General features: G+C 70.4%; 17 protein-coding genes. 9 read left to right on the forward strand and 8 right to left on the reverse strand.

Annotated features, from left to right (window positions below; all coding sequences use genetic code 11):
- Nucleotides 1-81: 81 nt before the first annotated feature.
- From HOY81_RS01390 to HOY81_RS01405, 4 genes are all read right to left on the reverse strand, one after another.
- Complete coding sequence (locus HOY81_RS01390) at nt 82-3,291, reverse strand: type I restriction endonuclease subunit R (RefSeq protein ID WP_237317109.1); 3,210 nt, start codon at nt 3,289-3,291, stop codon at nt 82-84.
- Nucleotides 3,288-4,577, reverse strand: a complete 1,290-nt coding sequence (locus HOY81_RS01395; RefSeq protein ID WP_237317111.1) for a restriction endonuclease subunit S — start codon at nt 4,575-4,577, stop codon at nt 3,288-3,290. The genes HOY81_RS01390 and HOY81_RS01395 overlap by 4 nt, the downstream gene beginning before the upstream one ends.
- Nucleotides 4,574-6,586: a class I SAM-dependent DNA methyltransferase gene (locus HOY81_RS01400; protein ID WP_237317113.1), complete on the reverse strand. Its 2,013-nt coding sequence runs from the start codon at nt 6,584-6,586 to the stop codon at nt 4,574-4,576. Before HOY81_RS01400 ends, HOY81_RS01395 begins: the two co-directional genes overlap by 4 nt.
- An 87-nt stretch (nt 6,587-6,673) precedes the next feature.
- Nucleotides 6,674-8,860 carry an N-6 DNA methylase gene (locus HOY81_RS01405; protein ID WP_237317115.1) on the reverse strand — a complete coding sequence of 729 codons (2,187 nt, stop codon included), beginning with the start codon at nt 8,858-8,860 and terminating at the stop codon, nt 6,674-6,676.
- A 187-nt stretch (nt 8,861-9,047) separates the two neighbouring features.
- On the opposite strand from HOY81_RS01405, the gene HOY81_RS01410 reads away from it, so the two are divergent.
- The 5 genes from HOY81_RS01410 (at nt 9,048) to HOY81_RS01430 (ending at nt 14,818) form a co-directional block, all read left to right on the forward strand.
- Nucleotides 9,048-9,362 (forward strand): hypothetical protein, encoded by a 315-nt coding sequence (locus tag HOY81_RS01410; protein WP_237317117.1) that lies wholly within the window; start codon nt 9,048-9,050, stop codon nt 9,360-9,362.
- Nucleotides 9,363-9,467: 105 nt separating this feature from the next.
- Nucleotides 9,468-11,318, forward strand: a complete 1,851-nt coding sequence (locus HOY81_RS01415; protein WP_237317119.1) for an ATP-dependent endonuclease — start codon at nt 9,468-9,470, stop codon at nt 11,316-11,318.
- A 556-nt stretch (nt 11,319-11,874) separates the two neighbouring features.
- Entirely contained in the window at nt 11,875-13,575 is a 1,701-nt protein-coding gene (locus tag HOY81_RS01420; protein ID WP_237317121.1) for a carbon starvation protein A, read from the forward strand.
- Entirely contained in the window at nt 13,572-13,832 is a 261-nt protein-coding gene (locus HOY81_RS01425; protein ID WP_237317123.1) for a cory-CC-star protein, read from the forward strand. The genes HOY81_RS01420 and HOY81_RS01425 overlap by 4 nt, the downstream gene beginning before the upstream one ends.
- Nucleotides 13,823-14,818 carry an ArsA family ATPase gene (locus tag HOY81_RS01430; RefSeq protein WP_237317126.1) on the forward strand — a complete coding sequence of 332 codons (996 nt, stop codon included), beginning with the start codon at nt 13,823-13,825 and terminating at the stop codon, nt 14,816-14,818. Before HOY81_RS01425 ends, HOY81_RS01430 begins: the two co-directional genes overlap by 10 nt.
- Before the next feature lie 72 nt (nt 14,819-14,890).
- Here the strand turns inward: HOY81_RS01430 and HOY81_RS01435 are convergent, their stop codons facing one another.
- Together HOY81_RS01435 and HOY81_RS01440 are read right to left on the reverse strand one after the other, a co-directional pair.
- Nucleotides 14,891-15,292, reverse strand: coding sequence for a PIN domain-containing protein (locus tag HOY81_RS01435; RefSeq protein WP_237317128.1), 402 nt, complete (start codon nt 15,290-15,292; stop codon nt 14,891-14,893).
- Complete coding sequence (locus tag HOY81_RS01440; RefSeq protein ID WP_237317130.1) at nt 15,289-15,588, reverse strand: hypothetical protein; 300 nt, start codon at nt 15,586-15,588, stop codon at nt 15,289-15,291. The genes HOY81_RS01435 and HOY81_RS01440 overlap by 4 nt, the downstream gene beginning before the upstream one ends.
- Before the next feature lie 148 nt (nt 15,589-15,736).
- On the opposite strand from HOY81_RS01440, the gene dacB reads away from it, so the two are divergent.
- The 4 genes from dacB to HOY81_RS01460 all read left to right on the forward strand — a co-directional run bounded on the left by dacB (nt 15,737) and on the right by HOY81_RS01460 (nt 20,450).
- A complete protein-coding gene (dacB, locus tag HOY81_RS01445; RefSeq protein ID WP_237317132.1) occupies nt 15,737-17,350 on the forward strand; it encodes a D-alanyl-D-alanine carboxypeptidase/D-alanyl-D-alanine-endopeptidase in 1,614 nt (537 codons plus the stop codon).
- 219 nt (nt 17,351-17,569) lie between these two features.
- Complete coding sequence (locus HOY81_RS01450) at nt 17,570-18,106, forward strand: hypothetical protein (RefSeq protein WP_237317134.1); 537 nt, start codon at nt 17,570-17,572, stop codon at nt 18,104-18,106.
- A 6-nt stretch (nt 18,107-18,112) separates the two neighbouring features.
- Entirely contained in the window at nt 18,113-19,915 is a 1,803-nt protein-coding gene (locus HOY81_RS01455; protein ID WP_237317136.1) for an alpha/beta hydrolase, read from the forward strand.
- 61 nt (nt 19,916-19,976) lie between these two features.
- On the forward strand, nt 19,977-20,450 hold the full coding sequence (locus HOY81_RS01460; RefSeq protein WP_237317138.1) for a hypothetical protein: 474 nt from the start codon (nt 19,977-19,979) through the stop codon (nt 20,448-20,450).
- A 309-nt stretch (nt 20,451-20,759) separates the two neighbouring features.
- Here the strand turns inward: HOY81_RS01460 and HOY81_RS01465 are convergent, their stop codons facing one another.
- The gene (locus tag HOY81_RS01465) at nt 20,760-22,067 is read right to left on the reverse strand and encodes an SPFH domain-containing protein (protein WP_237317140.1); all 1,308 of its coding nucleotides are present in this window, start codon (nt 22,065-22,067) and stop codon (nt 20,760-20,762) included.
- Entirely contained in the window at nt 22,064-23,680 is a 1,617-nt protein-coding gene (locus HOY81_RS01470; protein WP_272892225.1) for an SPFH domain-containing protein, read from the reverse strand. Before HOY81_RS01470 ends, HOY81_RS01465 begins: the two co-directional genes overlap by 4 nt.
- Nucleotides 23,681-24,105 lie beyond the last annotated feature (425 nt).

Below are 24,105 nucleotides of genomic sequence, written 5' to 3' on the forward strand. Positions count from 1 at the left end.
CCCCGGGTGGGTCCTGGCCTGTCCGCTCGTGTGCTCGGGGTGGTGGGCCGTGCCACGGGGCCTCGCGGCACGGCCGGCTGTTCATGCCGCGTCGTCGTCGACGCCCTCCTCCTCGCGGATCATCCGCCAGGCCGCGCGCCGGGCGCTGCGGTTGAGAGAGCTCCGGAAGCTGCGGTCCGGGCCGAAGTACTGGCGGCCGAGACCCGCGATGGTGTCGATGTGGTCGGCCATCTTGTCCTCGAAGACATCGTCGAAGACCACGCCGAAGTTCTCGGGGTCGTTGTTGGCGACGGCCGCCAGCCGCACCTTCGGGTCGGCCTTGGCCTCCTCGAACGGCCGGATCACGTCCTGCTCGGTGAAGTCCGTGCCGAACTTCTCGTTGAACTTCTCGATCAGCTCCGACAGCAGCGACTTCTCCGGCTCCTTGCCCCCGCCCGTGCCGTCGGAGAAGCCCGGCATCATCGTCGGGCCGTCGGGGGCCAGGCCGAGGTCGTGCTCCCCGGTCCGCTCCACCCGCAGGTGGCTGAGGTCGATCTCGCCTATGTCCACGGCGCCGTCGCCGCGCGGCGGGAGGCGGTTGAGGAGGTGCCGGCCGTAGAGGTGCAGCCGCTCCAGCTCCGGGTCGTGGTACGGCACGATCTGCGAGAGGAAGCCGTATTTGCGCACGTAGTCGCCCAGGTCGCTGCGGAAGGCCTCGGCGGTCTCCTGATCGACCTCGTCCTCGCTCTCGGCCAGCGCGGTGAAGCGGGCGACGGCAGGAGCGAGCAGCCGGTACAGCTCGGCGTGCAGCCGCTCCCACTTCGCCTGCGAGCCCGCCGCCTTCTCCTCCGCCGCCAGATACGCCTCCGCGAACTCCTGCATCTCCCGCTCGGTGAGGACCGGAGCGGCCATCACCCGGCTCTGCGCGGTGTAGAGCAGGTTCGGGTCGGAGGGGAGCGTCATCGCCTCCTCGAAGTACGGGCGGAAGGACTCCTGGACGTCCTCGGCCTCGTTGGCGAAGTCCAGCACGGCGAGGTCCGCCTGGGTCTTGCGGTCGGCGGTGCGGTTGAGCCGGGAGAGCGTCTGGACGGCGGAGATGCCCTTGAGCTTCTTGTTGACGTACATCGTCGTCAGCAGCGGCTGGTCGAAGCCCGTCTGGTACTTCTCGGCGACGACCAGGATGCGGTACTCGGGCTGCCCAACGCCGCCCGACCTCGTCGCCTTGTCGTCGGCGCGGGTGTACGCGAACGCCTTCGGCAGGGCGCTCTCCGAGAGGCCGCCGTTCTCCTTCGACTCGGTGGTCTCCTCGCCCTCGTAGGTGAGGGTGCCGGAGAAGGCGACGAGCACACCGAGGTCCGGGTACCTGGTGTCGTACTCCCGGTCGCGGATGTAGCTCTTGAGCGCCCGGGCCATCTGCACGGCGCTCTGCCGGGAGGCGGTGACCACCATCGACTTGGCGCGCCCGCCGAGCCGGCCGCGGGTGTGGGCGAGGAAGTGCTCGACGATCACCTGGGCGTGCTGGGTGACGGTCGAGTCGTGGGTGAGTGCGAAGCGGGCGAGGAGCGTGCTCGCCTTCGAGCGGTCCACCTCCCGCTCCTCCGGGCTCTCCTTCACCAGCTTCCAGTACGTGTTGTACGTGACGTAGTTCCGCAGCGGATCGAGGATGAAGCCCTCCTCGATGGCCTGCCGCATGGAGTACGTGTGGAAGGGCCGGTACGTCGTCTTCCCGTCGACGACCTCGGGAGTACCGAAGTTCTCGAGGGTCTTGGCCTTCGGGGTGGCGGTGAAGGCGAAGTAGGAGAGGTTGGCCGCCCGGCCGCGCTCCTCGGCCTTGCGCCGCAACTTGTCCTCGGTGGTGGGCTGCTGTGCCGACGTCTCGGTGCGGGTGGCGCCCGGGTCGTCGGAGTCCGAGTCCAGGCCCAGATCGCGGAGGGCGGCCCGTACGGCGGTGGCCGCGTCGCCCGACTGGGAGGAGTGCGCCTCGTCCACGATGATCGCGAAGGTGTGGCCCTGGATCTCGGTGGGGTTGCGCTTCAGGTAGTCGAGGAGCGCGGGGAAGGTGTGCAGGGTGACGGTGACGATCTTCCCCGTCTCGCGGGAGAGCGCCCTGGCGAGCTGCCCCGACTTCGCGCCCTGCTTCTCGTCGACCTTCACGACGAGCCCCTCCACCTGCTCGAAGCTGCCGACCGTCTCCCGGAGCTGGGCGTCCAGGTTGCGGCGGTCGGTGATGATGAGGACCTTGTCGAAGACGGGTGTGCCGGGCTTGAGGCCTCTGGCCTTGGCCTCCGGGGCGAGCTCGGCGGGGTCGGTGGGCGTGTGCAGATCGCTCAGGCGGTGACCGAGCCAGCCGATGGTGTTCGACTTCCCGGAGCCGGCGGAGGCCATGACGAGGTAGTGCTCGCCCGCGCCGTGGCGGGCGGCGTGCGCGGTGAGCTTCTTGACGGCGTCCCACTGGTGGAAGCGCGGGAAGATCACCGTCCTGGTGGTGCCGCCGCCGGGCGTCCTGGCCTTGTGCACGTGGACGAACCGCTGGAGGAGATCCAGCCAGTTGTCCGGCTGCCAGATCTGCTCCCAGAGGTAGGAGGTCGCGTACGTGCCGTGCGCGGTGGGGACCGGGTTGCCGGCGCCGCCGGGGTTGCCGGGGCCCTGAGAGCCGGTGTTGAAGGGGAGGAAGCGGGTCTTCGAGCCGCGGAGCTGGGTGGCGACGAAGACCAGGTCCGGGTCGACGGCGAAGTGCGCGATCGCGCGGCGGGTGAAGAGCGGCTCGGTGGGGTCGCGGTCGGACCGGTACTGCGCCTTGGCGTGCTCGACGCCCTGACCGGTGAGCGGGTTCTTCAGCTCGGCGGTGGCGACGGGGATGCCGTTGAGGAATAGGGTGAGGTCGAGCCGGTTGCCCCAGTCGGCCTGCTTGGTGGCGTACGCGAGCTCGCGGACGACGGTAAGGCGGTTGGCGCGGTAGGGCGCCAGCACCGACGCGTCGGTGACGAGGTTCGGCTTGAAGTAGGCGACGCGGAGGCGGACGCCCCGGTCCTTGACGCCCTTGCGGAGCACGTCGAGCAGGCCGTCGGTGGCGATCGCCTGGTCGAGGCGCTTGGCGAAGCCGCGCTGGGCCTCGTTGGGGTCGTTGCCGTAGAGGGCCTGGAGCTCGTCCCACTCGCGGGGCTGCGTGGCGCCGATGAACCTGAACAGTTGGTGGGTGTCCAGGGCGAGGTCGGGCTGGTAGTCCTCCCGGCTCCCCTCCTGCCACCCCCGCTCCAGCATGGCGGCGACGATCGCGTCCCCGAACGCGGACTCGTGGTGCGCAGGGCTCATGACGCGACTCCCTCCGTGACGTTGCGCCCGCTGGCCGTGGACACGTCGAACTGGCCGGTGACGGCAGCGGTGATGAGCGCCTGGCGGCGCTCCCGCAACAGATCCGTCTGGCGGCGAACCTTGTCAGACAGCTCATCGACGCGTGCGTTTTGGTGGCGGATGGTTGTGACGATTTCGCGCTGTTCGTCAATCGGTGGCAATGGAATACGCAGCATCTGCAGATCGGGCACGTAAATAGTCTTGTGTGTTGAGCCGATCGCTAGTCGTCCCAGGAGGTCAGGGCGCATGGCGCGAAGGCACCAAAGGAGGTAGTAGGGGTCCAAACGTGGGCCGCAGGTCCAGGTCACGAAATCCTGACTCGTGGCCATGTCCAACCCCATGACGCCGGAGTAGCCTGCCGAGGCTGTGCGACACAGGAATACGGTTCCTTTTGGGTGAAGCTCGGCAGCGGAATTGGCGAGGCCAGCAGTACTGATTTTTTCCCGAGTTTCGCATAGATCTTCGAGGCGATCGTCACGCACCTGTTTCACCTCACCGGTCGTGACCCACGGGATCGTGCAGTCCGTCCACCACTCTGGATGGGAGCGGCTGGGTGTGTGGCCGCTGCCCATCCGGGCAACGAGTCCGACACGAACCTCCTGCCATGCCTCGGGGATCGTCTCCAGCCAGGGAATCCGCGACTCACGGCGCGAGGTGTGTCGGCTACCAGAGACAGCCGCTGCGACTCCCGCATTTCGGCGCTCTGCGAGACGCTCCAGAACTCGGTGCTGGACGTTGCTAAGGCCGTCGATGCGGGCGGTCTCGGCGTCGAGGAAGTCGGCGATGCGGCGCTGCTCTTGCTCACCCGCCACGGCGACATCCAGATGAGTGATGTCCTCTGGGGCGACGCGCTGGTGGCTACGTGTCACTGAATATACGCGAGAGTCCAGTTCTTGCCTCACGGCTTGCGATTGCAGTACGTAGGCAAGGTAACGGGGGTTCAAGGTGGCGCCTACCTGCAGTCCAACGAACTCTGTCGAGGAGACCATTGGGAGCTGGGAGTCTGGCTGCACCAGCAGCACACGGCTTTTCCGTGGGTTGAGCTTGCTGATGAGCACTTCCCCGCCCCGAAGGCGCAGTTTGGCGGACTTGATGTTCTCCGTTTGTTCGACCTGTCCTGCACCGATCTCGTCGAAGGAGGGAATGCTGTAATGGACCACCTCCTCCCCCAGGGTGGACGGCTCTACGACTTGGCGAACCTCCGTGGCCATGGACCACAGGGGGCGCGTGTTCCATGCAGTGCTCATTCCGTCACCTCTCCCAGGAGTGTCTGGATCTCCGCCTCCAGCGACTTCAGTTCCGCATCGATCTCCGCGAGCGGCCGCGGGGGCTTGTAGACGTAGAAGTGGCGGGTGAAGGGGATCTCGTAGCCGATCTTGGTCTTGGTGTGGTCGATCCAGGCGTCCGGGACGTGGGGGAGGACCTCGCGCTGGAGGTACGCCTCGACGTCCTCGTCCAGCGGGACGTTCTCGAAGTCGCGCAGCTCCGCGTCCGGCTCGGGCTTGCCCTTGACCTGCTGGACCTCGCCCTCCGGGTCGCGGACGCCGAGCGCGTCGCGAAGGGCCTTGTTGAACGGCGCGCCCGTCGGCCAGGTCGTGCCGGCCGCGACTGCCGCGTCCTTGAGGGCCAGCCACGCCTCCGACTTGGTCGCCCAGCTCTGCTCGCCCATCCCCTTGAAGGCGTCGAGCAGCACGCTCGCGTTCGGGTGCTTCTGGAACGGCTTGGACGCCTCCAGTGCCGCCAGCGTCTCCTCCGTCAGCTCGAAGCGCAGCTTGAGCGGGCGCTCGACCGTGATCCGGCGGTAGCCGAAGTCCTCGTTGCGGAACACCTTCACCTTGCCGTGCAGCGGGTGCTCGGGGTCCCCGGCGACTTCCAGCGCCTCCCCGTACAGCTCGGTGATCTCGCCGATGTGGTCCGGCCGGCCGCCCTTCCCGTCACCGAGCTCCTTGCGCTTGTCGCCCAGCGACTTGCGCATCTTCACCCAGTGGTCGCGGGCGTCCAGCAGCACCACCTTGCCCTTGTAGTCGGGCGACTTCCGGTTGGTGAGAATCCAGAAGTAGGTCGAGATGCCGGTGTTGTAGAAGAGCTGGTCCGGCAGGGCGACGATGCCCTCCAGCCAGTCGTTCTCCAGAATCCACTGCCGGATGCGCGACTCGCCCGACTCCGCCGCGCCCGTGAAGAGCGGTGAGCCGTTGAAGACGATGGCGACGCGGCTGCCGCCCCCGCCGTGCACGTCGACCGGCTTCATCTTCGACAGCATGTGCTGGAGGAAGAGCAGCGAGCCGTCGTTGATCCGCGGCAGCCCGGCGGCGAAGCGCCCGGCGTCGCCGAGGTGCCGGTGCTCGTACTCGACGTCCTCCTTGACCTTCTTCCACTCCACCCCGAACGGTGGGTTGGCCAGCAGGTAGTCGAAGCGTTCCCGGGCGTGACCGTCGTGGGAGAAGGAGTTGCCGAAGACGATGTTCTCCGGGTCCTGGCCCTTGATCATCAGGTCGGACCGGCAGATCGCCCAGGACTCCGGGTTGAGCTCCTGCCCGTACACCTCCACGGTGGCGTCCGGGTTGAGCTCGGTGATGTGCTCCTCTGCCGCGCTGAGCATGCCGCCCGTCCCGCAGGCCGGGTCCATGACCTTGCGCACCGTGCCCGGTACGGCGAGCGCGTCCCCGTCCGGGGCGACCAGCAGCCTGACCATCAACTGGATGACCTCGCGGGGCGTGAAGTGCTCACCGGCCGTCTCGTTCGACTGCTCCGCGAAGCGGCGGATGAGCTCCTCGAAGATGTAGCCCATGTTGTGGTTGGAGACGGTCTCGGGCCGCAGGTCGAGGTCGGCGAACCGGCCCACCACCCGGTAGAGCAGGTCCGCGCCCTCCAGCCGCTTGACCTGCTGCGCGAAGTCGTACGTCTCCAGCACCTCGCGGGCGTTGTCGGAGAACGCGCTCACATAGTGCTGGAGGTTGACGGCCGCGTGCGACGGGTCGCGGGCGATCTTCTTCAGCGTGAGGTCGCTGGTGTTGTAGAAGCGCTGGCCCGACGCCTTGCGCAGGAAGCGGTCGGGGTCGGCGATCTCCCGTTCGGCGTAGACCGCGGCGGTCTCGACGACCTTCTCCCGCGTCGGTTCCAGGACGCACTCCAGGCGGCGGAGCACGGTGAACGGCAGGATCACCTTGCCGTAGTCGGACTGCTTGTAGTCGCCGCGCAGGAGGTCGGCGACCGACCAGGCGTGGTTCGCCAGTTCGGTGTGCTTGCTGCTGTTCAACGCTTCTCGGGTTCCCTTCACGATCCGTCCCTGGGGGGGCGGCGAGGTGAGCCAGTGTGGTGGATGTCGTGGCCGGTTGCGCGGGATTCAGGACGATTCGCCGTCCGGCGGCAGCAACGCCCCGCTGGTGAGGCCGAGCGCCGCGAGGCCGGCCGCCTCCTCGGCCCGTTCCGCCGCACGCCGCGCCTCGGTGCGCAGGACGTACAGGCGCCGGAACGCTTCGCCGTAGCGGCGCTGCTCGTCCGGCGGCAGCAGCGGCACCCGCAGCCGGCGCGGGGCGAGCTGCACGGTGGTACTGCCCGTGCTGGCGCCGCTGACGTTCTCCTCGGCGCTGAGGAAGCCGGCCAGGAACCAGGAGTCCAGTCGCTCCGGGTCCGGCCGGAAGAGGTGGAGCTGCGGGCCGAGCAGGCAGCCCGCGTCCTGCTCGTCCGCGACGCGGGCTTCGGTCCGGCTGCCGCCGAGCACGCCCGGCAGCAGCACGTCCCCGGTCTCCACGCGCACGGTCGAGACGAGCTGGAGCGCTTCCGCGTCACCGGAGGCGGGCCGTGCCGCGGCCAGGTCGTCCGCCGTCAGGACGGCGCGGCCGGCGTACTCCTCGGGCAGTCCGCCGTCCTCCCCGCTGGGCTGGCCGGTGCGGGTCGCGGCCGCCACGGTGGCCCGGTGCAGGGTGAGGGCGGCACCGCGGGTGAGGTCGGCGACGGTGGCCGTACGCCAGGAGCGGGGCTCCTCCCCGGCCGGGCGGGGGTCGCCGTAGGCGCCGGACCTCGTCAGGGAGGCGACGCTCTCGGCGAGGCGATCGCGGAGTGCGCGGACCTGCCGTGCCGTCTCGTCCGGGTCCGCGGCCGGGGCGGCGGTGCGGACATGGCGGGCCGGGGTCAGGTCGGTGACGTCGTCCAGCAGGTCGATGACGGGCACGGCGTGTGCGGTGCCGGGCACGGAGGCGAAGCCCGCCGGGTCCTCGGCGAACGTACGCCACCGGCTCAGCGCCGTCTCGCTCAGCCGGTCCCAGTCCGTGGCGGCACGGGCCTGGCGTGCGGTGTCCGCGATCCGGCGGGCACCGCTCATGACCACCCGCTGCACGTCCTGCGCCGGGTCGTCGAGGGTGTCGACGAAGAGCACCGGGTCCTGGCCGCTCGCGCCGTCGTCGCCCGGGCGCCGGAGCACCCACAGGTGCAGGCCGATGTGCAGAGGTGCGGCCGCTCCCGGGGGCAGGGCGATCACGGCGCGCACCGCACCGCCCCGCAGCAGTTCGCTACGGACCCGGCGGCCCGAGGGGCGGGCCGCGGCACCGGGCGCCAGCAGCATCACCGCGAGGGCTCCCGGGGCGAGGTGGGACAGCGCGTGCTGGACCCAGGCGAGTTCGGACTCGGCACGCGGCGGCAGCCCGTACGCCCACCGCGGGTCGTAGGCCAGTTCGTCGTGGCCCCAGTCGCGGTCGCCGTACGGGGGTGTGCAGAGCACGCCGTCCACCGTGACGCTTTCGAAGGCGTCGGCGCGCAGGCTGTCGCCGTCCCGCACGGTGACGGTCGCGTCGGGGGCGGCGAGTGCCAGCGCGACGGCGCTCCTCCGGGCCTGGACGGGCAGCAGGTCCTGGCCGTGGAGATGCGTGGCGCCGTGGCGGGCGGCTGCGGCGAGTGTGGTGCCGCTGCCGCAGGCCGGGTCGAGCACGCGGGCCGGGAAGGTGCCGGTGGCGGGGGTGAGGAGGCGGGCCATCAGGTCGGCCAGCCACCGGGGGGTCTGGTAGGCGCCGGAGGCGGCGCTGTCGTCGAGTTCGCGTTCGGCGAGCACGTCCAGGGCGATTTCGCCGCCCTCGTCACGCACGCAGCGGATGAGCGCGCGCACCAGGTCGGCGTCCTGCCGGCCGTAGCTCAGGAGGCCGGCGCCGGGGACGGTGCCCGCCAGGCCGGTCGCGGCCTTGCGGGCCTCGGCGGTGAGCTCCGCCTCGGGCAGCCCGGCCCATGCGGTCAGCTCGTCCTCGTCCCGGTGGGCGGCGGCGAGGACCAGCGGCAGGGCCCGGGTCGCCGCGCAGCCGCCTCCCGGGTGGAGGCGCAGCACGGTGCGCAACTCCTCGGCGGGGGAGGCCGCGGCGACATGGCCGCGGGCCTCGAGCCAGGCGCGTACGGCCCGCAGGTCGTACAGCGGGCTGGACTCCGTGCCGCCTGCGGGGGCGGGGAAGTCCGGGTGCCGGCGGCGCCAGTTGCTGACGGTGGCGCGCGTGACCCCGGCGATACGGGAGACCTCGGCAGCGGTCACCTGGGCGGATGGCTTCGGCATGGCGGTCCTGTCGGGTGGGGGAGGCAGGTGCTCAGCAGATTACACCGTTACTCTCTTCCGCGGAACCGTTTGACGGTGCTTTCACGGCTGTGCTTCGCTGTTCTCGCTTCCAGGGGGCTGCCGCCCCGACCGTTGCGCGGCAGCCCGTGGAAGCGCCTGCGCACAATGGCGAACGAGGGAGAGCGGCGTGACCGAGCAGGACGGCCGGGAGCCGACGGTGTACGCCCGGCACCGGGCGGAGCTACCGGAGCGCGACGACGACGCCACCTTCCGGGCGCTGCTGGCCCAGGCCCGCCACATCACCGGCCGGACGTACGAGACGACCCTCTACGACCACATGCAGGCGTTCCGGCTTCTCTGGCGCCACCTGGAATCCACCGGGTACCTCCAGCGCGTGCACGACGGAGCACGGGAACAGCTCGACTCCGGCACCCTCACCGCCGCCGAGGCCGCCGACCTGGAGCTCTTCCTCACCGTCTACACGACGGTGCACGGCATCTGACCGGGTCCCTCCGGCCCCTCCGGTTCGTCCGGTCCGTCACAGCGATCAGCAGCGGTGCGCCCAGGGCCGCCCGCTCCTGCCCTCATTCACGACAGGAAACCGCTCATGAAGATCAAGCGCGTCCGCATCGAGAACTTCCGCTGCCTGCACGAGGTGGACATCGCGATGGAGGACATCACCTCCTTCCTCGGACCGACCGGGGCGGGCAAGTCCACCGTGTTGCGCGCCCTCGACTGGTTCTTCAACGGGGAGAAGTCCGTCGGGCTGAGCGACGAGGACCTGCACTCGTCCGGCGACGGGACGCGCATCACCGTCGAGGTCGAGTTCGACGACCTGACCGCGGCGGACCGGGAGGCTCTGGGCCCTCGGTACGCACCTCAGGAGGCGGGCAGCCTGATCGTGTGGCGCAGCTGGGAGAGCGGCGAGGACAAGATCACGGCAAAGGGCCTCGCCTATCCGCCCTTCGAGGAGATCCGGCAGGAGTCCGGTGCGATGCCGAAGCGCAGGGCGTACAACGCCCTCCGGGAGGCACATCCCGACCTCGGCCTTCCGGCGGCCGGCAGCGCCGGTGCCGTCGACGACGCGATGCGCACCTGGGAGCTGGAGCACCGGGACCAGCTCAAGGAGACGGAGATCGCCGGGACCCACTTCTTCGGCTTCGCGGGCCAGGGGAAGCTGGCGGAGCTGGTCGACTTCGTCTTCGTCTCCGCGGACCTCCGTGCCACGGAGGAGACCCACGACGGGAAGTCCACGGCGCTCGGACGCCTCCTCGATCACGCCGTGGACCGCACGGAGGTCACCGAGCGGATCAACAAGATCGAGGAGAGCGTCGCCGCCGACCGCGAGAAGGCACACTTCGACGTCTACGGCGCGGTGCTCGAGGAGCTGTCGAGCGCGCTCTCCCGCGAGATCGAGACGCTCACGGCCGGGCGGAAGGTGCGGGTCACGCCGACGGTGCAGGCGCCCAAACCGCCCCGGACCCAGTTCGGCGTGCGCGTCCAGGACGGCTTCGCGGACACCACGGTGGACCGGCAGGGCCACGGCTTCCAGCGGGCCCTGATCCTCGCCGCCCTGAAGCACCTGGCCGAGCGCCGGCAGCCGGAGGACAGCGCGCGGGCCCTGTGCCTCGCGATCGAGGAGCCGGAGCTCTTCCAGCACCCGGCCCAGGCCCGGACGTTCGCCCAGGTGCTCCGCGCCCTGGTCGGTTCGTCGGACGGCCGGGCGCAGGTGATGTACGCGACGCACAGCCCCGCCTTCATCGACCAGCGGAGCTTCCACCAGGTGCGCCGGCTGGGCCGTGCCCGGGCAGACGGTCACCCGGTGACGGAGGTGGGGCATGTGGCGGAGGAGATGCTCATCGAGGTCCTCGGGCAATTCGGGGTCCGGGCGGACGCCATCCGGAGGCGGGCGGGTCTCCAGTGTGTGGAGAACCTCGCCGAGGGGTTCTTCGCGGACGTCGCCGTGCTCGTGGAGGGGAACACCGACATCGCCGTCCTCCAGGCGTGCGCGGAGCGGCAGGGGCTGAACCTCGGCGCCCGCGGGATCGTCTTCGTGCGGGCCGGCGGCAAGGACAACCTGATGCTGAGCCATGCCGTGCTCACCGCGCTCGGCGTCCGCTGCTACACCGTCTTCGACGGTGACGCGGGGGAGAAGGACGCTGACAAGAAGGCCCGCGACAACGTCAACCTGCTCGGTTACCTCGGGGGCGAGCGACGGGCCTGGCCGGACACCACATCCGAGCAGCACCACACGGTCTTCGCCAGGAACCTCGAGGCGTATCTCTCCCTGTACTGGCCCGGGTGGAAGGAGCGGCGTGACGCTCTCATCGCCTCGGGACAGGGGCACAAGACGAAGAACGCCGTGACCTACGGAGAGGCGGCGCGCACCGCGGCGACCGAGCCGCCGGACCTGATCCACGCACTCCTGGAGAACGTGCAGGCGCTCGCGCGCTCCTGAGCGGGCGCCCGCTCCCAGCCGGGCACGCCACGCGCCGGCCGGGTGAGTGGGATGCCCACGGTGACCGCCTCGTCCGTTATCAGGACATAACGCTCCATAACACCGCATGAAGGCCCCAAGGGTGTGCACCCAGCGTGCTGTTCACCGCAGAGATCCAGGGGGTCCTCATCGGCAGGCCGGTCCCTTAGCATGAGCGGCCAATGAAGCGAACTTCCTTTCGGTCATCATGGCGGAGCCCCCGTTGAGGGCGGAGGCAGCGGCGAGACCGGCAACGGTGTGCACAGCGGGACCTGCCCGCGGTGCCCGGGGCCGGCCTTCGTCCTGTCACTGCTGCTCACCGGGGGCTGCCGCGCGGCCACCGCCCGGGCGCGGCACACCCTGTCCGGTTACGCCGCCACGCTGTGCCACAGGGGCGTGAGCGCCCGGTATCCCGTTCCGGCCACCGGCCTCCCTCGGCCGAGGAAGGCCACGCCCCGCCGTCCCCACCGACTGCCTGCCACGTCCCTTTCGCGTGCTGGCCGGCGGCCTCATCTCCCAGAACCAGAGGGCGTCTCCTATGAATGCACTTCCGTTGCTCGTGATCGGCCTTGCGATGTTCGCGGGCGGATATCTCCTGTACTCGAAGTTCCTGGGCAACCGCGTCTACAAGCTGGACGCGTCCTTCCGGACGCCCGCGCACGAACTGCAGGACGGCGTGGACTACGTCCCGACCAACAAGTTCGTGCTGTGGGGCCACCACTTCACCTCGGTCGCGGGCGCGGCGCCGATCGTCGGCCCTGCCGTCGCCGTGATCTGGGGCTGGCTGCCCGCGTTCCTGTGGGTCACCCTCGGCACGGTCTTCTTCGCGGGCATGCACGACCTGGGCGCCCTGTGGGCCTCGGCGCGCAACAAGGGCCGCTCGATCGGCGCGCTCTCCGGCCGCTACATCGGCGGCCGGGGCGCCAACCTCTTCCTCGTCGTGATCTTCCTGCTGCTCCTGATGGTGGTCGCGGCCTTCGCGGTGGTCATCAAGAACCTGCTGATCTCCACGCCCTCGGCGGTGATCCCCGCCTGGGGCGCGGTCGCGGTGGCACTGCTGGTCGGCCAGGCGGTCTACCGCTACAAGATGAGCCTCGGCCTGGTCACCGTGGTCGGCGTCGCGGCGCTCTACGGCCTGATCCTGCTCGGCGACGCCGTCCCGGTGGAGCTGCCCGACCCGATCCTGGGCATGTCCCCGGCGACCTTCTGGATCGTCGCCCTCTTCGTCTACGCCGGCATAGCCTCCCTGCTGCCCGTGTGGGTGCTGCTCCAGCCGCGTGACTACATCAACGGCGTCCAGCTCTTCGTCGGGCTCGGCATCCTGTTCGTCTCGGTGCTGCTGAGCGCACCGTCGATCGTCGCCCCGGCCTTCAACGACGCCGTGCCCGCGGGCACCCCGGACCTGCTGCCGCTGCTCTTCGTCACCATCGCCTGCGGCGCGATCTCCGGCTTCCACGGCATGGTCTCCTCGGGCACCAGCTCGAAGCAGCTCGACAAGGAGACCGACGCCCGGTTCGTCGGCTACTTCGGTGCCATCGGTGAGGGCCTGCTCGCGCTCGGTGCGATCATCGCCGCCGTCGCGGGCTTCCGCACCCTGGCCGACTGGGAGGCCGTCTACACCGCCTTCGGCGACGGCGGCGTGGGGGCGTTCGTCGACGGAGGCGGCGCGATCGTCCACAGCGGTCTGGGCCTGCCCACCTCGCTGAGCTCGACGGTCCTGGCCACCATGGCGATCCTGTTCGCCGCCACCACCATGGACACCGGTCTGCGCCTGCTGCGCTTCGTCGTCCAGGAGGCCGGCGAGGTCGCCAAGGTGAAGATCAACAACGGTGTCGGCACCCTCGTCGCGCTCGTCGCCGGTATGGGGCTGACCTTCAGTCAGGGCGCCGAGGGCGCCGGCGGCCTCCGCATCTGGCCGCTGTTCGGCACCAGCAACCAGCTTCTGGCCTCCCTGACCCTCTCCATCGTCGCGGTCATGCTGATCCGCAAGCGGCGCAATCCCCTGCCTGCGCTGGTGCCGCTCGCGGTGGTGTTCGTGATGGCGTTCTGGGCCGCGCTCGTGCAGCTCGGCGACCTCTACGACGCCCGGGACTGGCTGCTGCTGGTCATCGACGTCGTCATCATCGTCGCCGCCGTGTGGGTCGCCTTCGAGGCGGTCGTCGCGATGCGGCGGGCGTCCCAGGAGCCGCCGGAGGCCCTGGACGCCGATGTGACGGAGACGGCGGAGCTGAAGGGATGACACCGTCCCGCTGGGCCGCGTTCCGGGCCGGGCTGGAGGAGTTCTACGCCGGTCCCTACCGGCGTACCTTCGCCCGCGCCCGGCGCGAGGAGGACGACCTCTTCCGGATGGTCGTCCTCGCGGAGGCACTGGGCGTGCCCGACCCGGCGGCGTACTACACCGCCGAGCTCATGCCCGCCCTCTACGAGGACTTCCACGCCTGGCACCGCCGGATGGGCATGGACCGCTCACCGCTGGAGCATGTCGGGTGCTGCTAGACCTCCTCGCCCCGCGCAGGGTCGTCTTCACCGGCGGCAAGGGCGGGGTCGGCAAGACGTCCGTCGCCGCGGCGCTCGCCCTGGGCCGTGCCCGGGCGGGCGCCCGCGTGCTGCTGGTCTCGACCGATCCCGCCCACAACCTCGGCCACCTGTGGGACCGCCCCGTCGGCGACGAGCCCGTACGCCTCGCCGGCCCCGGGGACCTCGCCCCCGGAGCCGGGGGTACGGCCGGTCACGTCGACGGGCTGGAGATCGACCCGGAGCGCACGGTCGAACGGCACCTCTCCGCGGTCGCCGGGACGATGCGGCGGCTGCTCCCCGAGCGGATGCACGCACCGGCCGCCCGCCACCTGGAGCTGGCCCGGCAGGCGCCCGGCACCCACGAGTCGGCGGTGCTGGAACGGATCGCCGAGGCGGTGGAGCTGGGGGAGGACCGTTACGACCTGGTCGTCTTCGACACCGCCCCGTCCGGCCACACGCTGCGGCTGCTGGCGCTGCCCGAGCAGCTCACCTCCTGGACGGAGACCCTGCTCGCCAACCGGGACCGGTCCGAGCGGTTCGGCGCCGCGGTGCGTGGCCTCGGCGGCGGCGAGGAGACCGACCGCGACGCCGAGCTGCGCCGCATCCTGCTGCGCCGGCGCAACCGCTTCTCCCGGCTGCGCGAGGTGGTGACGGACCCGGCGCGGACCGGGTTCGTGCTCGTGCTGACCGCCGAACGCCTCCCGGTCGCCGAGACGCTGGAGGTGTACGGGAAACTCACCGGCCTCGGCGTCGACGTGGCCGCCCTCGTCGCCAACCGCCGTTCCCCGGCGGACGCCGGCGAGCTGCTCGCCCGCCGCCGCGAGCAGGAGGACGCGCACCTCGCCCGGCTGCGGCGGCAGGTCCCGGACGTACCGCTGCTCGACGTGCCGCTGCTGCCGGGGGACCTGGTGGGCACGGAGGCGCTGACCGCCCTGGCCGACCGGCTCGGGCCCTCCGCTCTCTGAGCCCGGGAGGGTTCCGGACCACCTGCCGGCCCGTGCCGCATCACGGTGCCGCCCCCGCTGCCGCCTGTGGCGTCAGAGTTTCCTGACCACGGCGCGGTCGCGGCACAGGGCTCGCATGTCGTCCTCGTCGGACGTGAAGACGGTGACGGGGCCGCGCTGCCGGAGGGCGACGGCCGCCAGCGCGGCGTCGATGGCGTACTTGTGGCCGTGCAGCCCGGCCTCGCGGAGAAGCCCGATCGCCTCCTTGGCGACCTCTTCGGTCACCGGCTCGACGTGGAAGCGGGACAGCGCCCCGTGCCAGGCCGGCCGGTACGTCTTCATGTCGTACGCCTCGATGAGCGTCATCGATGTGGTGAGGACGCGGATACCCGCGCGGTCGGCGTCCTTGAGGCGCAGGCCCATGCGGCGCTCGCCCCTCACCCACCGGGACAGGCCCTCGCTGTCGAGCAGATAGCTCCCGGTGTGCGCGGTCATGCGGCGCGCCGGCCGGGGGGAGCGGTGTCGTCCGGGCCCTCGTGCCGGGAACGGGCGAGTTCGGCGTGCTGCCGCTCGATCTCCCGGCGCTCGGCTTCGGCGTCGATCATCTCCGACTCCGTGACCTCGCCGTACTCCGACTCCCACCACGCGACGGCCTCACGCAGCCGGTCCCGCTCGCGCTGACGCTCTATCGCCTGCGTGACGTAGCGGCTGAAGCCACCCGTCCCCACCTCGGCGCGGACGGCTTCGGCCAGCTCCTCGGGCAGGGTCACGGTGTACTTCCTGGTTGCCATACCATCGACCATACCGGTGGCCCGGGCGGCCGGCCACCGCTGGACCGGCGTGTCCGTCTCACGTGCCGCACCCGGGCGTGGGCCGTCTGCGCGGCGCTGCGGCACGCCGTCTGTCGCGGCGGCCCGCGGTGCGGGATCCTCTCGTGGCATGACACGACTGAGTGCAAGCGGCAGATCCCGTAGGCGCATCGGAGCCTGGCTGGCCGTCGCCGGGCTCGGACTCACCCTCTCCTTCGGCTCACCCGCAGGAGCGGGCGCCGCCGGCGACCCCGGACTGGAGCGCACCCTGGACCGCGTCCTCGCCGACGAGCGGCTGGACGGCGGCGCGGCGAGCGTGGTGGTCAGCGACGCCGAGTCCGGCCGGGTGCTCTACGAGCACGGGTCCGGCACCCGGCTGATGCCCGCCTCCAACACCAAGCTGGCCACCTCCGTCGCCGCGATGGCCCTGCTCGGCCCGGACCACCGGTTCCGTACGGACGTGCTGACCGACGGCCGCCGGTACGGCGGGGTGCTCCGCGGCGACCTCTACCTGCGCGGCACCGGCGACCCCACCATGCTGGCCGAGGACTACGACCGGCTGGCGAAGCAGCTGGCGGACTCCGGCGTCCGCCGGGTGACCGGGCGGCTGGTCGCCGACGACACCCGCTTCGACGACCAGCGGCTCGGCCGGTCGTGGGCGGCCGACGACGAGAGCGCGTACTACTCGTCGCAGATCTCCCCGCTCAGCGTCGCCCCGGACACCGACTACGACGCCGGCACGGTCTACATCGAGGCCGCCCCCGGCGACCGGCCGGGCGACGAGCCGAAAGTCACCGTCACCCCGCCGAACGACTACGTCACGATCGACGTCCGCGGCACCACCGTCCCCGAGGGCGAGCGGGACACCCTCGGCATCGAGCGCGAGCACGGCAACAACACCATCGTGATCGACGGCGACATCCCCGTCGGCGCCAACCCCACCCGCTCCTGGACCAGCGTCTGGGAGCCGACGGGCTACGCCGCCGCCGTCTTCCGCGACGCGCTGGCCGAGCACGGCGTACGGGTGCAGGGGCGGACCCGTCTGGGAAGGGCGACGCCCGCGGACGCCCGGCGGCTGGCGCACCACGACTCCATGCCGCTCTCCGAGCTGATGATCCCGTTCATGAAGCTCTCCAACAACAACCACGCCGAGGTGCTGACCAAGGCCATGGGCGCCCAGGCCACCGGCCACGGCACCTGGGAGGCGGGCCTGGAGGCCATCGAGGGCTACCTGAAGAAGGAGGGCGTGGACACCGGCGAGCTGCGGCAGGTGGACGGCTCCGGGCTGTCCCGGATGAACCTCTTCCCCGGCGGGGAGCTGGCCGATCTGCTGGTGTCCGTACGGGACGCGCCCTGGTACGACGCCTGGTACGCCTCGCTGCCGGTGGCTTGCGAGAGCGAACGCATGGTGGGCGGCACCCTCCGCTCCCGGATGTGCGACACCCCGGCGGCGCGGAACGCGCACGCCAAGACCGGCTCGCTCACCGGGGCCTCCGGGCTCTCCGGCTACGTGACCGACGCGAACGGCCGGGAGCTGGTGTTCAGCATCCTGACCAACAACTACCTCGCCTCCTCGGTGAAGAGTCTGGAGGACGAGCTGGTGGTCGCGCTGGCCTCGTACGGCGGGGAGAGCGGGGATGCTCCCGCGGAGCGGAACCCGGGCGGCCCGGAGTCCGCCGCCCCGGACCGCGGCGCGCCCGTCCCGTCCCTGGAGTGCTCCTGGCAGAAGCCCCTGCGCTGCTGAGGAGGTGGCGCAGCCCGCACTCCTGAGGCAAGCCCCGAAACCTTGCCCGAGTTGTTCACGGTGTCGGCTGCTCCGGCGCATGAGTACGCGTACTCATGCGCCGGACTGCGGTGAGAGGCAGAGTGAGGACAGGGAGCTTGCCGTGGGGCGTTTCGGGCGAGCTCTACGAGGAGCAATGCCGCGGCAGGAACGGCCTTTTCGGAGTGTGGGGAGGACTTCGTGGGAGCTGGGGAACGATCGGCGCTCTACGACTACATCGGCGTGGAGGGCCGGCTCCATCAGGGGGAGTCCGACGGCCGTGCCGGAACAGAGACCCGCATGTCACTGGCCTCCAGCGACGACGATCCCGGCTGGGCGGCGAACGGTAGTGGTGACGGGAGAGGCGGGCTGAGCTCCGACAGGAAGTTATGGACGGGGGTGTCCCAGGGCGTCGAGTCGCTGCGTACCAACCTCAAGAAGGCGATGACGAAGCTGGACGAGGGGCAGAAGGGCTTGGGAGCCGGTGACCTCGCTGTCACCGGTTTCGTGAGTGGCGCGGCGCAGCTGAGTGTCTACCAGTCCTGGGATCGCTACCTGGACCTGGTCAGTCGTGAGTGCGGCGAGCTCACCGGCAAGCTGGAGAAGGCCGGCAACGATCACTACAAGAACGACGAAGAGATCAGTGCCGCGTTCCAGCAGCAACGGACCAAGCCCGAAGAACCCGCGAGCGGGGGAGGCCATCCGTCCACCGGTGGTCACCCCTCCCAGGGGCGGTGAACCTGAATGGTGCACTTCGCGACGCTGCGTGACCTGAAGGTATCCGAGTTCGAAGAGGCCGCCGACGGCTACCACAAGGTCAGCAGTGCGGCGGGCGCGTCCAAGGACCGGCTCGAGCGCCAGATCGTGGCCAAGGTGTTTCCCGTCGACGGTGGCCCAGACGGGGCGAAGGGCCTCAGCGGTGAGGGCGCAAGCGCGGCTCGGGACCGGTTGACACGGTTGGCCAAGAACTTCCACTACACACAGGTCGAGTGCGGTTTGATCAGCGCGGCGCTGAACGGCTTGGCTTCGGACCTGCGGGCGGCGCAGAAGAAGCTCACGGCAGCGGTGGACGAGGCCCGGAGCGCCGGCTTCACGGTGGGGGAGGATGGTTCGGTCCGCTGGGTGTCCGACCGTACGCCGACACCGATCAATCCCGAGCAGAGCGTGACGGCTCAGGACAGCCTTGTTCCGCTGGCGGACCCGGACCCGAAGCGCGTGAAGGCGCAGGGTTACGCGGACCGGATTGGCGAGGCCCTGGGCGATGCAGCGGAAGCGGACCAGAAGTGGGGGCCGAAGTTGCGGCGCCTCATGGCCCAGAACGACCTGAACGTCTCGGCGAAGGACTGGGCTGATGTCCACGGTGACCAAGGCGCGTTGCAGAAGGTCGCGGGTGACTATCTTGCCAGGGAGGACATACCACAGGGCAAGTCACCTGGGGACAACGCCAAGTGGTGGAACAGCCTGACCGCTGACGAGAAGGCTGATTACGTTGCGCTTTACCCCGCTTCCGTGGGCGCCCTCGACGGCCTGCCGTCAGAGGTACGGGACGAGGCGAACCGTGCGGTCCTGGCCGAGAAGAAGGGTGCCTACCAGGTACAGTTGAACGCCATCCCGCCGGCACCGGAGAAGTACCGGCTGACCCACAAGGACAACGTTCGCGTCGAGCGGGAAGAGTGGAAGCGGTGGGATGAGAAGTACGGTGACAAGAAGGCTCACCTGATCGCTTCGTTGAAGGGTATGGAGGCGATCGAGCAGCGCTTCGACGACACGGGGAAGGAAGGGCTCCCCGAAGCGTATCTTCTCGGCTTCGACGCGGAGCGGAACGGCCGGGCGATCGTTGCCAACGGGAATCCGGACACCGCAGACCACACAGCGGTGTACGTGCCCGGGACGACGGCGCGGCTGGAGGCGATTGATGGCGACATCGGTCGTATGACGAACCTGTGGCGGGAAGCAAGTGCGATGCCTGGCGGTCCAGAAGTTTCGACCATCACCTGGCTCGGATACGATGCCCCACAGACGATTGTGCCGGAGGCCATGGAGAAGCATTGGGCGCACGACGGTGCGCCCAAGCTCAACCGGTTCCTCGACGGGATGCAGACGGTGCAGGGGGGTGCAGACAGCAGTCACACGACAGTCATCGGCCACAGCTACGGGAGCACCACCGTCGGCGCGGCCTCCGAACAGGGCGATTTGAAGGCCGATGACATCGTGGTCGCCGGCAGCCCCGGAATGCTCGTCGGCGAAGCGGGCGACCTCGATGTCGGCAAGGCCCATGTGTGGTCCGAGGCAGCGTCGGATGACCTGGTTCCCGCTGGAGGGAAGGCCGCAGGGCTCGGTGGCTACGAATGGGCCACCGAGACATGGAACGGGATTCCCTACAATGCTGGATACGTCCAGCTCGTGCCTTCGGATGAGGCTTTCGGCGCTCACCGAATGGCGGTCGACACCAGTGGCCATAGCGACTATTGGAATGCTGATTCCACGAGCCTCTGGAATCAAGCAGCTGTGGTGACAGGGAACTACGATGAGGTGGAGCTTGGCTAGGCGCGGGGGGACTGCGGCACTTACTGTGGTTTTGGCTAGTGCACTGATGGGATGTTCCAATGTGAATGGCACTGACGGAGACCTCGGATACACGCCTGAGAGGCGCGAAATTGGGGCTGCCCGCAGCGATGCAAAGCAGTTGTCCAGTCAGCTGCTTGACATCCTCAACCTTGACGGCAAAGTGACTGAACCTGGCCCCGGGGTGTCCCTCTGCGAAGGGAGGGACACCGACAAGTTCTTCAAGATTCGTCACCCATGGAGTGTCTACGATGTTCCAGTGGAAGACATGGAAAGGGCCATGGAGAAGCTCAGAGAAGCTCTTCCTGAGCGTGGCTGGGAAGTGACGAGCTACGGTCCGGACGAGAGTCGCGCCAAGAGTCTGACGCTCTTTGCCGACTCGACTGAGAAGAAGTTCACGGCTCAGGTCAAGCTTCTCGATCGCCGAGGGCGCAGCGATCATCCGTCCGGAATCACGGTCACTCTCGTCTCCGCATGTTTCCAGGTGCCCGAGGGGCAAACAGTCGACGAGTACTGACGAACGGGCGGCCCGTCGACGTGCTGCGACCGTACGAGGAGAGCCACGTGGCGCCGTACCCCACCGGTCCGATCGGTGACGTGGAGCTGCCTGCGCTCGGGCTTCCCGACTTCAGTGACGACGAGATCGAGGACGCGCTCCGGGGCATGGGGTCATGACAGAGGTGGCGGTGGCCGAACGGCCGCTCACCCGTCATGCGGCGTTCCGCCTGCTGCCGGAAGACATGGAGCCCCGTCGGCGCGGGTGGCGACACGGCACGGCGGCGCCCCGCAGGTGCGGGGCGCCGCCGTCCGCAGGCGCGGTCTGCGGTCAGTCCCGGGTGCCGTCCTCACCGTCCGCCGCAGGACCCGGGAGGGCCGAGAGGCGGGGGAGGAGCTGGGCGGTGAGCAGGGTGGTGAGCGCCGAGTGGTCGCCGCCGGCGGCGGAGCCGTCGGTGCGGACCACGACCGGCTGCGGCGCGGACGCGGCCAGCGTCGCGCCGACGTCCAGCCGCCGCCGGGCCAGTTCGTACTGGAGCACCGCGCGGTTGTCGCGGTAGGCCTGGGCCAGCCGGCGCTGGGCCCGGGCCTCGTTCTCCGCGGCGATGAGCCCGGAGCGGCCCCGGGTCTCGATCTCGAAGCGGACCTTCTGCGCCTCGGTCTCCTGCTCCTCCAGGAGCTGGGCGACCTGCTCGCGGGCCTGGTTCAGGGCCGCCTTCACCTCGACGATGCGGGCGTCGCGGACCTTCTTCGCCCGCTCGATGTCCATCCCGAGCTGGTCGATGCGGCGCTTGCGGATCAGGCCCCACTCCTGCTCGTACGCGGTGCGCTCCTTGGCGACCCGCTCCCGGGTGGCCAGGTGCTGCTGGTACTGCGCGGGGAGCTGGACGTCCGGGATGTTGCTGCCGGTGATGCGGACGCCGTAGCGGTCGAGTTGCCGGTTGAGCAGTTCCTGCATGTCGGCCACGTCGGAGCCGCGCAGGTCGTACGCCCGTTCGGTCTGCACCTGGCGCCCGCGCTGCCGGATGGCGTCCTGCACCGCGCTGGAGAGCACCAGGTCGAAGTTGCCGGCGCCGATGGTCCGTACGAAGAGCACGGCGTCGGTGATGCGGAACTTCAGGAAGAACTCGATGGACCGCAGCGGCACGTTCTCCCGTGTCGGGCAGGCCACCACGGGTGCGGAGTACGGGATCTCGGTGGCGGTGTCCACCACGAAGTCCACCCGCGACCAGGGGTGCCACAGGTAGTGGCGGCCCGGGTCGAGGGTGCGGACGATGGCGCCGTAGCGGGTGAGGATGCCGGTGGTGCCCTGCTCGATCTCGACGATCGAGGAGCGCCACCACCACAGCCCGCCGCCGAGCAGCAGCAGGACGCCGATGACGTACGCGGTGGTGGCCAGCGCGCCGTACGCCAGGTCGCCGGCGTCGGTGGAGGCGTCCTGGACCGCCAGCATCACGCCGGTCAGCACGGCGAAGACGCCGAGCCACAGCGGCAGCATCCACCACACCCGGCGGCGGTGCCGCGGGATGATGACCGGGACCAGGGTGCCCGCCTCGCCGCCGCGCAGCAGCCGCGGGATCTCCGACCAGGGCGCCACCTCCTCGGAGATGACCGACCTGCGGTTGCGTGTGGCGCTCATGCCGTGCCCTCCCCGGACTCGTGGTCGCTGGTCCCGGTGGCCGTCCCGGTGGCCGGGTCGCCGGCTGCCGCACCGGCGCCTGTGGCCCCGGTGTCCCCGGCGGCGTCCGAGGCATCCCCGGTGTCCCCGGTGTCTCCGGTCTCTTCGGCCTCCTGCTCGGGCGTACGGCCCGCGGTGCCCGGCACGGTCGGCCGCTCGGCCTCCCGCAGCGCGCTGATCTCCGGCTCGCGCTCGGCGATGCGTGCGGAGACCTCCTCCAGCCGCGCCCGAACGGCCGCCATGTCGGCGTCCGTGAAGAGCTCGGCGCCGCGTTCGCCGACCAGTTCCCGGGCCAGCGCCAAAAAGTCGACCCCGGCGGACTCGTCCGGGTCGCCGGCGGCGCCCGCGCCGCCGATGCGGACCAGCCGCGGCAGGTGGTCGGCGACCTCCTCCAGGGTGTCCAGCACCTGCTGCTGGTAGCGGTACTCCAGGATCTCCGGGGCCTCGGCGGCGGTCACCGCGCGGATGTCCAGCGCCTGCGCCTCCAGCAGCGCGGCGTTGGCCTTCGCCTCGGACTCGGCCTGCACGTACCGCTGGCGGGCGAGCGCCTGCGCCCGGTTGGTCTCCCGCTCCACCGCGGTGTCCATCTGTGCCTGGTGCTGGGCGATCTCGGCCTGGATCGCGGAGAGCGTCTCGTGCCGGGTGGCCAGCTCCTTGGTGAGGTCGCCCTCGTCCTGCTCCTTGCGGAGCTGGAGGGCGTACTCGTGGGTGTACGCCTCCTTGGCCATCCGGACCATCTCCGGGGAGGCGAGGTCCATCCGGTAGCCGCGGTCCGAGGGCTCGGCGTGTGTGATGTTGGCGTTGGTCAGCTCGACGGCCGGGCGGAACTGCTGGTTGAGCTGTTCCAGCAGCCGGCCGGTGTCCTCGCCGACCATGTCGTAGATGCCGGCGGCCTCCTGCTCGTAGATGAGCGAGCGGATGGTCTCGCTGACGGCGTTGTTCAGCTTCTCCTCGAAGCCGCGGACCGCGCCGAGGGTGTAGACGAACTCCTGCGGGTCGCTGATCCGGAACTGGATGAAGAGGTCGATCGAGGCCTTCACCCCGCCGCGCGTCGGCGCCTCCCGCACCGGCGCGTTGAAGGGGTACTCGCGGGTGGTGTTGATGATGTAGGACACCCGCTTGAACGGGCTGAGCAGCACCACCCGGCCGGGTCCGACGACCTTCTCCAGCTTCCCGAAGCGGGTGATGAGCGCCTGGCTGCCGTCCGGCACCATCACCATGCCCTGCCGCCACCACACGAAGGCCACGGCGGCGACGGCCATCACCCAGTAGTGCAGGCCGAAGAGGGGGTGGGTGAGGGTGCCGACGCCCGTGGCGTCGGCGGTGGCGGCCGCGACGGCGGTGCCGACGATCCCCACCACCAGCAGCAGCGACACCGGAAGCATGCTCAGGAAGGAACGCCCGCGGGGCATCACCATCGGGCAGATGGCGTGCACCTGCGCGCCGTCCTCGCGGGCCTGGCGGCTGCGGTTGAGCGCCTCGCCGGCCTCGTCGAGCGGGACGGTCTGCTCGGCCATGACGGTGTCGATGCTCCCGCCCTGTTCCCGGGCGGCCGGGAAGTCCGCGGGGTCCATGCCGTCCTCACGGCCGCCGCCCCCGCCGCCCCGGCCTCCCGGGTCGCGGTCTGCGGGGCCCGGCTCGCCGCCGCCCTGCTGCTGCGCTCCGCCCTGCCGGCCACCGGCGTACCGGTGCCACTCGTCGACGGCGACGCTCCGGGGGTCCTCCCCCTGGGCCACGGCGCGCGCTGCGCCGGCGACCCTCTCGCGTACGTTCTGGCCCCGTGCCACGAACTCCCCCTTCGATCTGTTCTGGCTGGGTGAGTCTCCATCTCACACCATCCGGCGCACGGGCGCCGAACCGGGCGCGGCGATCGTGACGCGACCGGGACCCTGCCGAGCCGGAACGGCGCCGGAAGGCCGCCGGAACGCGACACCGCCCGGCGCCGTTCCCCGTGAGGGGAGGGCGCCGGGCGGCGTCAGCGGTGTGCCGGAGCGGTGTC

This window comes from Streptomyces sp. JJ36 (assembly GCF_021696945.1).
GTDB lineage: Bacteria > Actinomycetota > Actinomycetes > Streptomycetales > Streptomycetaceae > Streptomyces.

What these genes read in the sequence shown, in the direction of transcription:
- HOY81_RS01390 (WP_237317109.1), bottom strand. Translation starts at nt 3,291, where the DNA reads ATGAGCCCTGCGCACCACGAGTCCGCGTTCGGGGACGCGATCGTCGCC.
- HOY81_RS01395 (WP_237317111.1), bottom strand. Translation starts at nt 4,577, where the DNA reads ATGAGCACTGCATGGAACACGCGCCCCCTGTGGTCCATGGCCACGGAG.
- HOY81_RS01405 (WP_237317115.1), bottom strand. Translation starts at nt 8,860, where the DNA reads ATGCCGAAGCCATCCGCCCAGGTGACCGCTGCCGAGGTCTCCCGTATC.
- HOY81_RS01415 (WP_237317119.1), top strand. Translation starts at nt 9,468, where the DNA reads ATGAAGATCAAGCGCGTCCGCATCGAGAACTTCCGCTGCCTGCACGAG.
- HOY81_RS01420 (WP_237317121.1), top strand. Translation starts at nt 11,875, where the DNA reads ATGAATGCACTTCCGTTGCTCGTGATCGGCCTTGCGATGTTCGCGGGC.
- HOY81_RS01425 (WP_237317123.1), top strand. Translation starts at nt 13,572, where the DNA reads ATGACACCGTCCCGCTGGGCCGCGTTCCGGGCCGGGCTGGAGGAGTTC.
- HOY81_RS01435 (WP_237317128.1), bottom strand. Translation starts at nt 15,292, where the DNA reads ATGACCGCGCACACCGGGAGCTATCTGCTCGACAGCGAGGGCCTGTCC.
- HOY81_RS01440 (WP_237317130.1), bottom strand. Translation starts at nt 15,588, where the DNA reads ATGGCAACCAGGAAGTACACCGTGACCCTGCCCGAGGAGCTGGCCGAA.
- dacB (WP_237317132.1), top strand. Translation starts at nt 15,737, where the DNA reads ATGACACGACTGAGTGCAAGCGGCAGATCCCGTAGGCGCATCGGAGCC.
- HOY81_RS01455 (WP_237317136.1), top strand. Translation starts at nt 18,113, where the DNA reads ATGGTGCACTTCGCGACGCTGCGTGACCTGAAGGTATCCGAGTTCGAA.
- HOY81_RS01465 (WP_237317140.1), bottom strand. Translation starts at nt 22,067, where the DNA reads ATGAGCGCCACACGCAACCGCAGGTCGGTCATCTCCGAGGAGGTGGCG.
- HOY81_RS01470 (WP_272892225.1), bottom strand. Translation starts at nt 23,680, where the DNA reads ATGGACCCCGCGGACTTCCCGGCCGCCCGGGAACAGGGCGGGAGCATC.